Below are 14229 nucleotides of genomic sequence, written 5' to 3'. Positions count from 1 at the left end.
GGTCGACACTTCGGAGAAGTCACTTCCCGGACCCGCCGAAGACCAGCTTAGAGCACCGCTTCTCACCGCCTCTTGACACAGAGGGGTGCCAGTTGAGCGCGTTGGTCCTTCAGCATCGACCTTAAGAGATGATCTCCCGGTGGCACACCTATCCGAGGACGTCAGGTCCGCGATTCGCTTCTTCGCCTTTTATCTGGCGAACGGCACGCTCGTCATGGACCTGCTGGAGGATTTCGACTATCGCCCCATCTTGATGTCGCACGGGTCAGGCCTCGAGCAGGCGTTCGCCATCTTCGCCAACGTCCTCGATGTCGATGAAACAGGCGAGGTGACTAACTATGACGACGCGGAGTATCGCGCTGCCCAATGGATTCGACGAGTCTGTGACAACACGTACCGAGCGGAGCCACCTTTCGCCCCGTGGGAACTTGAGTTGCCACTATAGAACTAGTTGCAATACGAGCCGCCATTCACTGGACGCCCTTTCATCGGCAGTTCGGAACTCCTGCACAATTTCTCGAGCTTCGATCTTGAGCCGGAGATGGCGCAGCTCGACCACTGATCACGGCGACTGTTCAGTTGCGATGTCCAGATCTAGGCGAGGCAGCGTTGGCCAGCGCTCGCTCGCCCAGTGTTGCCAGTTCTCTGATCCTGACGGTGGTGCCGGAAGCGGTGTAAGAGCAAGCTCGTCCGCTGTTGGGGGCTGAAATTGAGCCAGAGATTGGTCATGATCGGAGTCGACCATCAAGAACGTTGACTCGGGACTCTCGCGCCAGCGGCGCTGCGCTCGCGTCCGACGTTCCGATTCGTCGACGGCAACGTATCGCAGCTCAAAACCAGCGCCCGTGGACTCTGCGATCGCCCGGATCGCGTACCGCTCGTCACTTGCCCAGCATCCGAAGTCCAGGATGACAGGGGCGCCGCTTTGCAGCACTTGGTGCGCGGTCCAGATCATCCGCCCTTCAAGGATGTCCCGCCGGCCGTCAGCTTCACCGTCCCCAAAGAGAGGGGCCATCCATTCGTCTGGGGTAAGTCGAAGCGCGCATCGCTCTTCTGCGAGCCGCCTCGCCAGCGTCGTCTTTCCAGCGCCGGGCAGACCAACCGTCAGGTACAGCGTGGGCTTCACGATCACGTATCTACCGTGCCATGCGCTTCGGATCGGGCAAACTGAGTTGGACGCCCTCTCATCGGCAGTTGAACGTTGTGCGTGGGCCGACGCGCTCCTTTTCTGGTGCGCTCGTGGCCTTGAAGCTCCTCGTCAGTGAGTCTGGGCATCGCAAGAGGATGTCACCGGCGTTCGTTGCACCTTGCGTCGCGGTTGAAGGCGTGTTGCTCGGCGTGGTGGGCGGCGATCGGGATGGACACCGGGCCACGTTGGGGGTCACCGGCCCGGATTAGAGTGCGATCATGACCGACGCATCCGTGCACCTCGCCGCCCAGCCTCGTTTTGACACGCTTGTGACGGAGTTCCGCTCCGACGCTCAGCGGCTGCGCACCGACTTCGCGGGGGTGGCGTGGATCGGTGACGTCCCCGACCCGGCATCCGGGATGATGGGGCCGAACTACCAGCGGCGCGTTGTCGACTCGCAGTTGTTTCTTCCTGACACGCACTGGTACACCGTCGGCGAGCTTGACGACGCCGAGATTCAGATTGCCGTCGGCCTGCTTCAGGTGGCGGGCACGAAGCAGGGCACACAAGGGCTGGTCGGCGCCATCGCGGACCCCAGTGCGGATTTCTTCGAGCACCCGGAGCACGAGGACCGGGTCGGCATCTGCCTCACGCTGCGGGGCCAGATCTGGTCCAACGTCGGCCTGTCGTATCGAATCACCGTACTGTGCCGGCCGGAGGCCTTCATCAGTAGCGCGCCCGTGTGATGCAGGATCAGTGCGCAGGCATGCCGCGCGATGACGTTCTGTAGATCTTGAGCGAGTGTCCACCTGGAAGGGTGGAGAGTCGCTCAAGATTGCCGGTAGCGGGCGAACTACTGCGAAACGTGGTTACACCCGTTGTGGATGTGACCACATCTGCAGTGGGTGTAGAGCCAAATTTTGCATGTGCTCTGGGCCGAGTGAGGCCCCGGGCCGCGCCGAACTGGCGGGACGACTGGCTCAGGCGTTGAGTACGGCGAGGGTGGTCAGGAGCAGCTCGTCCACGACGGCGGTGGCCTCGGACTCGGTGAAATCCGGGTCGTCGAGGCGTTGTTCGAGGTCGGCCAGCACGATCACGGTGTGCAGGTTGGTGGTGCGCAGGCGTTCCTCGGTGAGGTTCGGCAGGCGGCGTGCGAGCAGGCCGAACACCTCGATCATCGGGGCGAAGTAATCGCCGGAGAACGGCATCTCCTGATAGCTGCCGGAGAGTACGAACCGGCTGATGAACCGGACATACCAGCTGTGACCGCGACGGCTGACGACGTGGTCGGCGAGCGGGGTCAGCCAGACCCGCACGATGGACGGCAGATCGCCGCTCGATCCGGTGGCGTGCAGGTCGTCGAGCAGCGTGCGGCGGTGCGCGTTGAGCGGGACCATCCGGTACTCGTAGAGGGCCTTGACCAGCCCGGCCTTGTCGCCGAAGTGGTACTGCACGGCGGAGTGGTTGCGCTGGCCGGCGGCGGCGCCGATCTCGCGCAGCGACACCTCGAACCCCTGCCCCGCGAACATCCGCTCCGCCGCGAGAAGGATCTCCTCCTTCGTCCTGCCCATGTCAGACCGCGGCCAGTTTCTCCGGGTTCATCATCCACAGCACCTGATCGATGCCGTCGTCGGTGCCGCTGACCGTGAGGACCGCCTGCACGGCCCCGTCCTTCTCCAGAACGGCCGCGGTCCGGCCGTTCGTCTCGGCCCAGCGGATGGTGAGACCCTCCCAGTACCAGGACGAGATGGTGGTGAGAAAACGAGCGATCTTCGAAGCGCCGTCGACCGGGTACCGCGACACCTGGTGGGCGCCGTTGCCGTCGGAGAGGCTGGTCACGTCGACCGTGAACATCTTCTCCAGCGCCGCCATGTCACCGGACCGGGCCGCCGCCAGGAAGTTCGTCAGCAGTTCCCGCTGCGCCTCCGCGTTCACCGGTGCCTTGCGTTCACCGGTCACATGCTTCTTCGCCCGGCTCACCAGCTGCCGCACCGCCGGCTCGGTGGAGTGCAGGATGTCGGCGATCTGGGCGTACGGATAGTCGAACGCCTCCCGCAGCACATAGGCGGCGCGTTCGTTCGGCGTCAGCTTCTCCATCAGCAGCAGCGCGGCGAACTCCAGCGCCTCACCGCGCTCGGCACCCAGGTACGGGTCGGCGGACGTGTCCACCGGCTCCGGAAGCCACGGCCCGATGTAGGTCTCCCGCCGCGCCCGCGCCGACTGCAACGCGTTGATCGCGAGCCGGGTGGTGGTCGTCGCCAGAAATGCGCCCGGGTTCTCCACGACCGACCGGTCGTAGGCCTGCCACCGCAGCCACACGTCCTGGACCAGATCCTCGGCCTCCGAGGCAGAGCTCAACATTCGGTACGCGATACCGAACAGCCGCGGCCGCACACTCGTGAAAACCGCCGCAGCCTCGTCGAGATCCGTCATGTCCCTTATCGTGGGCCGCCGTCGCCGTGAAAACCAGCGGCCCAGCTCACAACACGCCGGTCAGCAGCGGTCGACGGTCGCGTTCGTCAGGGTGACGCCGGTCAGGGTGAAGCCGTCAGCGCACGGGGTCTCGCGGATGGTGTTGTTCTTCAGGGTGAAGCCGCGCAAAGTGATGTCCTTGTTGTTCGGGAACTCGGCGCGGGCGGCCAGCCGGACCTCGCCGCCGCCGGTGACGGTGCCGCCCTTGGTCCCGATCGTCATGTTGTAGCAGTTCTCGATCAGGATGGCGTTGTTGCCGGTGCCCGCGATGTCGACCCGGCCGATCGTGGCACCGCCGCTCTCCGAGACGCAGAAGATGCCCCGCGCACCGCCGCGGGCCTTGACCAGGCCGACAGTGATGTTGGACGGGTACGCGTCACCGACCCGGCCGTTGCGGTTCGCCATCCGGAAAGCGGCGTACCCGGTTCCGTTGCCGGCGTCGACCGCGTCCACCGTGCCGATCGTCGCGTTGATCGTCTTGTTGAGCAGCAGGCCGGACTCGCCGACATTACGGGCCGTCACCGTGCCGATCGTCAGGCCGTCCACGCCGAACGTCTCCACGGCGTGCGAGCCTGCTCCGGACACGTACACATCGTCGATCTTGACGTTCTTGGTGTAGTCGCCGGTGTTGCCGTTGTCGATGCGGACGCCCAGACCGCCGGAGAGCCGCATGGTGATCTGGCCGAGTTTCACGTTCGCCACGTCGCGCATGAAGATGCCGTACAAAGGTGCGCCGGTGACCGTGACGTGTTGCACCTCGATGTCGGTGACGCCGCGCGCGAAGATCGGGCCGCGGTCGGTGGCCGTCGCGCCGGTCGCGTTGATCGTGCCGCAGACGTCGAGCGTGGTGAAGCTGCGCATGGTGATCCGGCCGGCCGCCGGGATGTCGCCGGAGCCGCGGACGACGACGCGTTCCTTCGTGGTGCGGTTCGGGGTGAGGCTGTCGATGGCGGCTTGAACGGCGGTGTTCATGTCCGGTGTGGTGATGAGCGTGGATTCGCCGTTTCGTACGGTCCAGGTGGTGCCGTTCTTCACGGCTTCGGCCTGGAAGGCGCCGGTGCCGCAGTCGCTGGTTGTTGTCGTCGAGGGCGCCTTCGATGGATTCGCGGCGGCGGCGCTCGCGCTGACCGAGGCGCCGGGACTCTCGCTCGGGCCGGGGCTTGTCGAGGCCGAGGCGTCGGTGCTGTTGCTGGCTGTGGTGCTGACGTCAGGGCTGGCATTTGTGCCGGCTGCGGGGCTGCCGGCCTGGCTGATCGCGGCGGGCGGTGGCTCGGGCAGGGCCGTGGACACGCCCGTGGTTGCGGGGCGGGCCACCGCGATTCCCGTACCGATCAATGCGATGCCGGCGGCGGTCGCCGCCGCGCTGAGCCACAGCCGGGTTTTCACGTGCCGCACTCCCTGAGACATAGAGGTGCCGCGCTTTTTCGGCATTGCGGAAAGCGCGGCGTCGCGGCCGAGAATAGGTACGGTTTTAGCGCTCGGTCAATGCCGGTCATTTCCGGTGTATTCGCATATCACTTTTACGCGGTGGCGTGGAATCTGGTGAGGCAGCGGGCCACGGTGTTGCGGGCGGCCAGGCCGGTACGGGTGGCCGGGACCAGCAGGGCCGAGGTGCGGCGGAGGGTGCGCTGTTTCGGGGTGACCAGGGTGCGGTGCCGGGACTCGTATCGCTGGAACGCGGCCTGCGGCGGCAGCTCGGTGAGTGCCTCGGCGAGGGTGTGCGCGCCGGCCATCGCCAGGGTCGAGCCGTCGCCGAACAGGGAGACGCAGGACGCGGCGTCGCCGAGCAGGGTGATGCGGCCGTTGCTCCAGGACGGGAGGCGGACCCGGCTGACCGCGTCCGACCAGACGTCGTCGGACTCTTTCAGGCGTTCCAGCAGCTCGGGGACTCGCCAGCCGGCGCCCGCGTACGCGTCGATGACCAGCTGCTTCGAACTGTCCGCGCTGGTCGGCGTACGAAAGATGAAGGCGGCGATGGCTTCGCCACGGGCCGGGTGGATCGAGACCAGACGGCCCGGAGTGTTGTAGAGGAGCACCTCGTCGGGGTCCTCGGCCGGGCCGCCCAGGCGCATCGTCGCCACGTGCAGGCCCAGCTTCTCGACGAAGGCGAACTCCGGGCCGAAGGCGAGCCGGCGGGTTGTCGAGTGCAGGCCGTCGGCGCCGATCACCACGTCGAGACGACGGGGTTGGGCGTGCGCGAACGTCACGTCGACGCCGGCCGGGTCCTGGGTCAGCGTTGTGATCGTGTCGTCGAGGAGGAGTTCGACGTCGTCGCGGGTCGCGTCCAGGAGAACGGACGCAAGGTCGCTGCGACCGATTTCGACCTCCTGGCCCTTTGCTGCTGGCATCGGGATGCGGGCGATCCGGCGGCCGTTGCCGTCGATCACGCGCATGGCGGTGGCGTGGGTGGCCCGGTCGCGTAGGCGGGACGTCAAGCCCATCTTTGCTGCCACGGTGAAGGCCGGTCCGCGTACATCAACGGGGTTTCCGCTGGAACGCTCGGCCGCGGCGCGCTCGACCAGGGTGACCCGCCACCCGGCTCGCGCCAGCCAGAAGGCGAGGGTCGGACCGGCGACGCCGGCGCCGGAGATCAGTGCGGTGGGTGAAGTCATGGCCGAAGGCTAATCGCACTCAGTGCAATATTGCAACGAGTGCTGTTTTGCAGTGGGTGCTTATACTGCCGTGGTGTCCCTTCGTGATCGCAAGCGTGCGCGGACCCGGTCAGCGCTGGTCGCCGCCGCGGCCGAGTTGTTCGAACGGCAGGGTTATGAGGCGACGACGGTCGCTCAGATCGCCGCGGCGGCTGAGATCGGTACGCGGACGTTCTTCAGCTATTTCGCCGCCAAGGAAGACCTGCTGTTTCCCGAGAGTGACCTGCGCGTGCGGGCTGCCGCCGACGCGATCGCCGCGCGTGGGCCGGATGATCAGCCGCCGGCTGTGCTGCTGCGCGCGCTGCGGGCGGTGGGTGAGGACAGCGACGATCTGAGTGGGCGGCTTGCGGCGCTGCGACTGAAATTGATCCGTACGGTGCCGGTTGTGCGCGGTCGTGCCCTGCAGATCCAGATGGACGCGCAGAGGGAGATCGCCCGGCATCTGGCGGCGGCGTTCCCGGAGCTGGGGGAGATGGGGGCGGCGGCGTTGACGGGTGCTTTCGTGGGGGCGGTGACCGGGGCGCTGCAGGTGCTGCTGGAGGACTCGCCGGATGCGGATGATCCGGCGGCGGTCCAGCGGGCGGTGCAGGCGGCGACGGATGAGGCTTTGGCACCGTGGTTCCGGTGACCGAGCGGCTGACGGCTTCGGAAACCCGGTAGCCCGCGAAACTTGTGAGTTTGTGCCGCGCCGGCAGCCGCAAACTCACAAGATCGGCCCAGGGCGGCCGGCGAGCGGGCGGGGCGGCGAGCGGACGGACGGGCCGGCGGCCGGCGAGCGGACCGGGCGGGCGGTTGCGCGTACCCAAGAAGGGGTTAGACGGTGACCGGCTCGCGGTGGTCTTGGTGGGTGGGGGTTTTGGTGCGGAAGCTGATCACGGCAAGGACCAGGCCGGCGACCGTGAGGGCTACGCCCAGCCAGGCTGAGGAGAGGTATCCCCAGCCCGCTGCGATGGCCGCGCCGCCCAGGGCCGCGCCGATGCTGTTGGCGATGTTGAGGGAGGACTGGTTGACCGCGGCGCCCATCAGCTGAGCGTCGGGGGCGGCCGCGATGAGCAGGGCCTGCAGCGCCGGGACGATGAAGAGGCTGGCCGCGCCCGTGAGGAAAGCGCCGATGAAGAGGCCTGCCGGGTGGGCTGCGGTCAGTGCGAAAACGATCACCGAGATGAGCATCGCGACGAAGCCGATCAGGACGGTGGTGCGCAGGTTCCAGTCGGCGGCGATGCCACCGATCGCGATGCCGGCGGTCATGCCGAGGCCCATCACGGCCATCACCCACGGGACCATGCCGGAGGAGAGTCCGGTGATCTGGGTGGTGACCGGGGCTACGTAGCTGTTCACCGCGAAGAATCCGCTGGTGCCGACCGCGACCGTCGCCGCGACCAGCCAGACCTGCGGGGAGCGGAAAGCGCGCAGCTCGGCGGCGGGTGAGCCGCCCGGGGCGGCGGCGACCGCGGGTACGGTGACCGCCACCGCGACCAGGGTCAGCGCGAAGACGGCGGCGACCGCGAGGTAACCGGCGCGCCAGCCCTGCGCCTGGCCGAGGGCGGTGATCAGGGGTACGCCGAGCAGGTTCGCCGCGGTCAGGCCGCCGATCACCATGGCGACGCCTTTGCCCTGGTTGCCCGGGCCGAGAATGCTGGCGGCGAGGATGCCGGCGGCGCCGAAGTACGCGCCGTGGGCGAGAGCCGCCACGAAACGGCCGGCCAGCACCAGCTCGAACGTCGGCGCCAGCGCGGACGCCGCGGTGCCGACGACCATCAGCGCGAGCAGGCTGATCACCAGTCGGCGCCGGGCGATCCGGGCGGTGAGCGCGGCGATCGTGGGCGCGCCGATGACCACGCCGAGCGCGTAGATGGTGATCATCCAGCCGGCGGACGCCACCGCGGCCTCGTGCGAGCGGGCGTATTCGGCGGGAAGCAGGTCGCTCGCGATCTCCGGGAGCAGTCCCATGGCGACGAATTCGGTCAGGCCGAGTCCGAAACCGCCCAGGGCGAGGGCGAGCAGGGCGGCCCAGCGGCGGCCGGCTGTCAGGTTGTCCACGGGAGGAAACTCTAGAACGTTCTAGTGGGATGGCGGTATAGAACGTTCTAGTCGTCACAACGTACGATGGCGGCTATGCAGTCAGGGGAGCGGCGCACTACCCTTGCCGACGTCGCGGCCGAGGCGGGTGTTTCGGTGGCGCTCGCGTCGATCGTGATGCGGGGTGCATCCGGGGCCGGCGCCGCGACTCGGGCGCGTGTTCTCGAGGTCGCGCAGCGTCTGGGTTATCAGCCGGACAGTCGTGCGCGTCTGTTGCGTAGTGGGCGCAGCCGCCTGATCGGGGTCGTCTTCGACGTGCGGCATCCGTTTCACACCGATCTGCTGACCGGGCTCTATGACGCGGCGGGTGCGGTGGGTTATGAGCTGACGCTCAGCGCCGTGACACCCCGCCGGGACGAGCGGACGGCGATCGACGGGTTGTTGCAGGACCGGTGCGAGGCGCTGGTGTTGTTCAGTCCGCGTACCAAAGTTGCTGATCTTGGGGTGTTGGCCGCGAGGATGCCGGTCGTGGCGATGATGCGTCCGGTGCGGCAGCGCGATGTCGACGTGGTGCGCACTGATGACGCCCGCGGGTCGGAGCTGGCTGTCGATCATCTGGTTTCGCTGGGGCATCGCCGGATCGTGCATGTCGACGGCGGGACGATGCCGGGGTCTTCGGAGCGTCGTCAGGGGTATGTCACGGCGATGACCCGGCACGATTTAAACGAATATATTCGGATTTATCCGGGTGGTCCCGGTGAAGGCGACGGGGCACGCGCGGCTGAGGAAATGCGCAACGACCCGCCCAGCGCCGTCGCCATGTTCAACGACCTCAGCGCCACCGGCCTGCTCGACGTCCTGCGCGGGCACGGCCACCGGGTGCCTGGCGACATCAGCGTCGTCGGTTATGACGACAGCAGCTTCAGCCGGCTGGCGCATATTGATCTGACCACCGTCGCACAGGACGTGGACGCTCTGGCCGGGGGCGCGGTGCGTCGCGCGGTCGCGCGCATCGAGGGTACGGACGTCGAGCACCGCGAAGTCGTCATCGAACCGAGACTGGTGGTCCGGGGGACGAGCGCGTCACCAACCGGCGAGAGTGGTCCGGCCTAGATCGGCCAGCGCGCCGGTGTCGTGGATGTCGGAGGCGATCACCGCGGCGTGCCGGAAGGCGACCGTCGCACCGTCCATGCAGGTCAGCGGCGGGTGGTGCGGGTTGGCGTCGTCGTCGATCAGGATCACGCGGGCCGGGTGGTGCTGGTCCGGGCGTACCTCCGAGGGGCCGTCGCCGGTGAAGGAGAGGGCGCCTCGCCAGCGCAGGCCACCGCTCGCCGCACCCGCCGCGCCGAAGGTCAGAGCCGTGCCGGAGACGTTCGTCAGCGTGTTCTCGAAGAGGAGCACCCAGCTGTCGTCGCCGGTCAAATGGGCCGTGAGCGACCGCCACTCGGACAGCACCGGCGCGCCGTCGTGTCCGGTCCAGATCAGACGGTGGGCGGCCGCCGCGGTCACCCCGGTATCGGTCAGCTCGCTCAGCATGTCGTCGGAGGCGGGGCGCAGGCGCGGGTGCTCGTCGACGTGCGGCGGGAGCCAGGAGACCGCCGGGAGCTGGTCACCGGCGAGAGTGCGGATCGGGTGGAGGGCCGGCGCGGAGGTATAGGTGTAGGTCAGGAGCGTGACGTCGCCGGCGATGACGGTGACCGAGCGGCCCGGGATGTGGTCGACGCGAAGGTCCGCTGTGGTGGTCGTCCGCATGTCGTCCCCTCGGAAGCGATCCCAATCAAACACATCCAGACGGAATTCAACGCCGAGTGGGCGGCTGCGTCAACTTTCGGCGCACAGGAACGCACATGTGAACAAAGCAACCATCGTGATTGCTCGAATTAAGGTATGCCTATCCTTAGGCCATGCGCGCGCTGCTCAGCCTCGATGGGATCTCGGTCCGTCACGAGATCCACGACGTGGGCTGGGGGCCGGCCCGGCCGCGGCAGGTCACCGCGGCGCTGCACGCCGGTGAGGTGGTCCTGCTGCTCGGCCCGTCCGGCTGCGGCAAATCCACCCTGACGCTGACCGTCAACGGCCTGATTCCGCAGGTCATCGGCTCGCACATGGACGGAACGGTCACCGTCGGCGGCCACGACACCCGGACCACGCCGGTGCCGCGCCTGGCCGCCGAGGTCGCCATGGTCTTCCAGGACCCGGACGCGCAGATCGTCACCGGGACCGTCCTCGACGAAGTCTGCTTCGGCCCCGAGAACCTTTTGCGGCCCGCCAGCGACGTTATAAGCATGGCTGAGCAAGCACTGCGTCAGGTCGGTCTCTGGGACCGCCGCCACGACGCGCCCGAGCACCTCTCCGGCGGCGGCCGGCAGCGTCTCGCGATCGCCTGCGCCCTCGCCCTGCGCACCCCGGTGCTGGTCCTCGACGAGCCCACGGCAAACCTCGATCCGGCCGGCGTCGACGAGGTCTTCCGCACCCTGCGTGAGGTCACCGCCGGTCGCGACCGTGCGGTGCTGCTCGTCGAGCACAATCTGGACGCCGCGATCGACCTGGTCGACCGGGTGATCGTTCTCGACGCCGACGGCCGGGTCGTGCTCGACGGCCCGGCCCGCTCCACCCTCGCGGACAACGCTGACAAGCTCGTCGAGCTGGGCGTCTGGCTTCCGGCGGCCGCGCTCGCCGCGCTGCGTCTGCGCACCGCCGGCATCGTTCTCGACCCCCTGCCACTCACCCCGCGCGAGCTGGCTGCGGCTCTCGACGCGACCCCCGCGCTCCCCGCGCCCCTGCAGCGCGCCTCCCGCGCGCCGGTGTCACAGACCGCCATTTCGGTACGCGGATTGAGCGTGCTCCGAGGCCCGGCAAAGGTTCTCGACATCGCTGATCTCGACATCGGCGCCGGGGAGTTCGTGGCGGTCGTCGGCTCCAACGGCGCCGGCAAGACCACCCTGGCCCAGGCCCTGGCCGGCGTCATCACGGCGAGACGCGGCGCGGTCACCGTCGACGGCCTCGACCCGGCCACCGCCGACCCGCGGCTGCTCGCCGAGCGGGTCGGTTTCGTCTTCCAGAACCCGGAGCACCAGTTCATCACCAGCCGGGTGGACGACGAGCTGGCATACGGTCTGCGGGTCCGTGGCGTCCCGGCCGAGGAGATCGAGGCCCGGGTCGGTGAGCTGCTCGACCGCCTCGGTCTGCGCGAGCTGAGCGCCGTGCACCCGTTCCTGCTCTCCGGCGGCCAGAAACGGCGGCTCTCGGTCGGCACGGCGCTGGTCACCCGGCCCCGGGTGCTGGTGCTCGACGAGCCGACGTTCGGCCAGGACCGGGAGCGCGCCGCCGAGCTGCTCACCCTGCTCGACGCCCTGCACGCCGACGGCACCACTGTCGTCGTGGTCAGCCACGACATGACCCTGGTCGCCGAGCACGCCACCCGGGTCGTGGTCCTCGGCGGCGGCCGGGTGATCGCCGACGGGCCGCCGGAGGAGATCTACGCCGACGCGGAGCTGCTCGCCACCGCCGACCTGCGCCCGCCGCCGATCGCTCAGGCCGTCCGGGCGCTGACCCACCATCCCGGGTGGCACGGGCTGACCCGGCTGGCCGACCTGCCCGCCGTGGAGACGTCGTCGTGAGCCTGTTCTCGCTGCGGAGCTACAACCCGGTGGTCAAGGTGCTGGCGCCGGTGCCGGCTATGGTCGTGTCGATCGGCTCCCGCGACCTGCTGACCCCGGCGATTTTCGCCGCGGTCGCCCTGGTCATGCTGCTCGCGTTCGGGCGCTTGTCCGGCCGGCCGCTGCTCGGGGTGCTGCTCGGCCCGATCGCGCTGGTCGCCGTGATGACCGTGTCGTTCGGCGTGTGGACCGACCCGGCCAAGGTGGACGACACCAGCGCGCTGTTCACCCTCGGGCCGTTCACCCTCTGGTCCGGCGCGCTGGAGACCGGGCTCGCGACCGGGCTGCGGGTGACGTCGGTGATGCTGCTGGCACTGCTCGCCGGGCTCACCACGGACGGCCCCGACCTGGTCCGATCGATGATCACCCACCTGCGGATGCCGTACCGGATCGGGTACGCCGGGTTCGCCGCGATCCGCTTCGTGCCCCGGTTCCGCAGCGATCTCGAGGTGATCCGGCTGGCGCATCGGGTGCGTGGTGTCGACGGCGGGCGCGGGGTGGTTCCGGCCGGGCGGCGGTGGGCGGGTTATGCCGTACCCCTGCTGGCCGGTGCGATCCGGCACGGTGACCGGGTCTCGCTCGCGATGGAAGCGCGGGGTTTCGGGGCTCATCGCACCCGCACCGAGCGGCGGCAGGTGCCGCTGCGCGCTCGCGACGCGGTACTCGCCGCCTGGTTGATCTCCCTGTGTTACCTGGTTCCGTACCTTTCTGGAGTAATTCGATGAAGAGATTGACCACCCGGTTCCTGATGGCGTGCGCGGCGATCGGCGCGGCCACCGGCGTGCTGCTGCTGCCGGCCAACTTCGTCGCCGCGGCCATCTCCGCGGCGGTGCCGCTCGTCTACGCGGCGATGGTCGGCATCTGGCTGATCGGCCCGGTCGTGGCGCTCGCCGTGCTCCGGCGTCCCGGCGCGGCCCTGCTCACCATGCTGATCGCCGGCATCATCAACATCCCGACGCCGGCCGGCCCGTCCGCGATCATCACAAACCTGATGGTCGGCGTCGCGATGGAGCTCGGTTTCCTGCTGACGCTGTACCGGATCTGGAAGCCGTGGCTGTTCTACGTGACCGCCCTGGTCTTCGAGACCTTCTACGCGATCAGCGCCTACACCTTCTTCAACATCGACGACATGACCCCGGCCGTGCAGGGCGTGTTCTTCGTGCTGATGGGCGTGAGCGCGATCGTCTTCACCTGGCTCGGCCTGGTGATCGCGGGCCGGCTGGAGGCGACCGGCGTGGCACGGGGAATCACCCCCGGCCGCCGGCCGGTCGCTCCTCCCGCTCTCTAATCCCCGTTACCCACAGCGATCCGGATCGCCGCCGGCTTGCCGGCGGCATCAAGATCCAGCTGTACGGGGAAGACGCCGTCACCCACCGACGTCATCGCCATCATGACCTCGGCGTTGCCGACGGTGACCGCGGCGGCGTCGTGGGCGGACGCGCGGACGCCGGCCATCACCTGCCAGTGATGCGAGTGCGGCCGGAAATCGAACGCGAACTTCACCTCCGGCTCGGCGTGTTGCCGGTGCTGCAACCGGACCGCCTGCTGGTACGCCTTCTCGTCCGGCAGGTTCAGCCAGCCGAAGTTGTCGTCACCCGGCGTGCCGGTGCGCTTCGCGTGGAACTCCGCCGCCACCTGCTCCTCGTCGCGCCCCCAGAACACCAGGTCGGCCAGCCCGTCCAGGGTCTCCTCGTGCACCCACTGCCCGAGCGCGTCCACGTCGGCGAACACGAACCGCGCATGGTCCACGAAGATGCTGCCCAGTTGCCGGGTCTTCACCGGGGCGCCGCCGCCGAACAGGACCTGGATCTCGCGCCAGCTGTTCGCGCCGCGGATCGCGATCACCGGAAGCGGGCGGTCGGACGGCACCTTGCCGACCGGCACCACCGGAACCCCGGTGATCAGGAAGTCCGGGTCGCCGCCCTTGATCGCCCGCCGGAACCGGTCGCGGTGCGGCACCCGGCGCGGGAACAGTCGCAGCTGAGCCTGGAAGTTTCGCTCCCGGCAGTGCTCGGCGAACGACGCGTGGATCTTCGCGACGCCGTGCTGCGGGATGTCGTAGAGGTACAGCCCCGACTGCCGGGCGAACGAGCGGGCCGCCGCCGCGGCGTGCAGACCAGCGATCTCGAAGTCGGCGGCCGCCACGGTGCCTGGCTCGGCGGTGTCGTCCGGGGACCGGTCGCCGGACCACAGATCGAGATAGCCGCCATCCATCAGCACGAGCTCACCGGACGGGCAGGTGATCTCGCCGAGCAGCACACGTTCCTCCATGGGCGCGGAGTCTACGACGGAATCCGGG

Annotated in this window: 16 protein-coding genes; 8 read left to right on the top strand and 8 right to left on the bottom strand. The window is 68.6% G+C overall.

Annotated elements, in window-relative coordinates:
• The first annotated feature begins 139 nt into the window (after positions 1–139).
• On the top strand, positions 140–445 hold the full coding sequence (locus B0I29_RS34450; protein WP_111653305.1) for a DUF7677 family protein: 306 nt from the start codon (positions 140–142) through the stop codon (positions 443–445).
• Positions 446–562: 117 nt separating this feature from the next.
• Here B0I29_RS34450 and B0I29_RS34445 read toward each other — a convergent pair whose 3' ends face one another.
• Positions 563–1132: a P-loop nucleotide/nucleoside kinase family protein gene (locus B0I29_RS34445; protein WP_220091504.1), complete on the bottom strand. Its 570-nt coding sequence runs from the start codon at positions 1130–1132 to the stop codon at positions 563–565.
• Positions 1133–1407: 275 nt separating this feature from the next.
• On the opposite strand from B0I29_RS34445, the gene B0I29_RS34440 reads away from it, so the two are divergent.
• Positions 1408–1875 carry a hypothetical protein gene (locus tag B0I29_RS34440; protein ID WP_146616975.1) on the top strand — a complete coding sequence of 156 codons (468 nt, stop codon included), beginning with the start codon at positions 1408–1410 and terminating at the stop codon, positions 1873–1875.
• Between the two features lie 234 nt (positions 1876–2109).
• Here B0I29_RS34440 and B0I29_RS34435 read toward each other — a convergent pair whose 3' ends face one another.
• The 3 genes from B0I29_RS34435 to B0I29_RS34425 are packed head-to-tail and all read right to left on the bottom strand — an operon-like array spanning position 2110 to position 4573.
• Positions 2110–2700 (bottom strand): TetR/AcrR family transcriptional regulator, encoded by a 591-nt coding sequence (locus tag B0I29_RS34435; RefSeq protein ID WP_111653303.1) that lies wholly within the window; start codon positions 2698–2700, stop codon positions 2110–2112.
• Between the two features lies 1 nt (position 2701).
• The gene (locus B0I29_RS34430) at positions 2702–3562 is read right to left on the bottom strand and encodes an RNA polymerase sigma-70 factor (RefSeq protein ID WP_111653302.1); all 861 of its coding nucleotides are present in this window, start codon (positions 3560–3562) and stop codon (positions 2702–2704) included.
• A 60-nt stretch (positions 3563–3622) separates the two neighbouring features.
• The gene (locus tag B0I29_RS34425) at positions 3623–4573 is read right to left on the bottom strand and encodes a hypothetical protein (protein ID WP_181558113.1); all 951 of its coding nucleotides are present in this window, start codon (positions 4571–4573) and stop codon (positions 3623–3625) included.
• Between B0I29_RS34425 and B0I29_RS46065 the strand changes: the two genes are divergently transcribed.
• A complete protein-coding gene (locus B0I29_RS46065) occupies positions 4572–5003 on the top strand; it encodes a hypothetical protein (protein ID WP_181558112.1) in 432 nt (143 codons plus the stop codon). The two genes, B0I29_RS34425 and B0I29_RS46065, sit on opposite strands and share 2 nt — an antisense overlap.
• Before the next feature lie 118 nt (positions 5004–5121).
• Here B0I29_RS46065 and B0I29_RS34420 read toward each other — a convergent pair whose 3' ends face one another.
• Complete coding sequence (locus tag B0I29_RS34420) at positions 5122–6213, bottom strand: FAD-dependent monooxygenase (protein ID WP_111653301.1); 1092 nt, start codon at positions 6211–6213, stop codon at positions 5122–5124.
• A 73-nt stretch (positions 6214–6286) separates the two neighbouring features.
• Between B0I29_RS34420 and B0I29_RS34415 the strand changes: the two genes are divergently transcribed.
• The gene (locus B0I29_RS34415; RefSeq protein ID WP_245972972.1) at positions 6287–6880 is read left to right on the top strand and encodes a TetR/AcrR family transcriptional regulator; all 594 of its coding nucleotides are present in this window, start codon (positions 6287–6289) and stop codon (positions 6878–6880) included.
• 185 nt (positions 6881–7065) lie between these two features.
• Here the strand turns inward: B0I29_RS34415 and B0I29_RS34410 are convergent, their stop codons facing one another.
• Positions 7066–8292 (bottom strand): MFS transporter, encoded by a 1227-nt coding sequence (locus B0I29_RS34410; RefSeq protein WP_111653299.1) that lies wholly within the window; start codon positions 8290–8292, stop codon positions 7066–7068.
• A 75-nt stretch (positions 8293–8367) separates the two neighbouring features.
• Between B0I29_RS34410 and B0I29_RS34405 the strand changes: the two genes are divergently transcribed.
• Complete coding sequence (locus tag B0I29_RS34405) at positions 8368–9384, top strand: LacI family DNA-binding transcriptional regulator (protein ID WP_111653332.1); 1017 nt, start codon at positions 8368–8370, stop codon at positions 9382–9384.
• Here the strand turns inward: B0I29_RS34405 and B0I29_RS34400 are convergent.
• Positions 9355–10023 (bottom strand): DUF6807 family protein, encoded by a 669-nt coding sequence (locus tag B0I29_RS34400; protein ID WP_111653298.1) that lies wholly within the window; start codon positions 10021–10023, stop codon positions 9355–9357. The two genes, B0I29_RS34405 and B0I29_RS34400, sit on opposite strands and share 30 nt — an antisense overlap.
• Before the next feature lie 152 nt (positions 10024–10175).
• On the opposite strand from B0I29_RS34400, the gene B0I29_RS34395 reads away from it, so the two are divergent.
• Genes B0I29_RS34395 through B0I29_RS34385 form a run of 3 tightly spaced genes read left to right on the top strand, consistent with a single transcriptional unit; the run spans position 10176 to position 13218 of the window.
• Positions 10176–11891, top strand: coding sequence for an ABC transporter ATP-binding protein (locus B0I29_RS34395; protein WP_111653297.1), 1716 nt, complete (start codon positions 10176–10178; stop codon positions 11889–11891).
• The gene (locus B0I29_RS34390) at positions 11888–12655 is read left to right on the top strand and encodes an energy-coupling factor transporter transmembrane component T family protein (RefSeq protein ID WP_181558111.1); all 768 of its coding nucleotides are present in this window, start codon (positions 11888–11890) and stop codon (positions 12653–12655) included. Before B0I29_RS34395 ends, B0I29_RS34390 begins: the two co-directional genes overlap by 4 nt.
• The gene (locus B0I29_RS34385; RefSeq protein WP_111653295.1) at positions 12652–13218 is read left to right on the top strand and encodes an ECF transporter S component; all 567 of its coding nucleotides are present in this window, start codon (positions 12652–12654) and stop codon (positions 13216–13218) included. The genes B0I29_RS34390 and B0I29_RS34385 overlap by 4 nt, the downstream gene beginning before the upstream one ends.
• Here the strand turns inward: B0I29_RS34385 and B0I29_RS34380 are convergent.
• The gene (locus B0I29_RS34380; RefSeq protein ID WP_111653294.1) at positions 13215–14201 is read right to left on the bottom strand and encodes a hypothetical protein; all 987 of its coding nucleotides are present in this window, start codon (positions 14199–14201) and stop codon (positions 13215–13217) included. The genes B0I29_RS34385 and B0I29_RS34380 overlap by 4 nt on opposite strands.
• Between the last annotated feature and the right edge of the window lie 28 nt (positions 14202–14229).

It is taken from the genome of Actinoplanes lutulentus, from assembly GCF_003259845.1.
Classification (GTDB): domain Bacteria; phylum Actinomycetota; class Actinomycetes; order Mycobacteriales; family Micromonosporaceae; genus Actinoplanes; species Actinoplanes lutulentus.
Note: the sequence above shows the minus strand (reverse complement) of the source record. Positions and strands in the feature narration are given on the sequence as shown.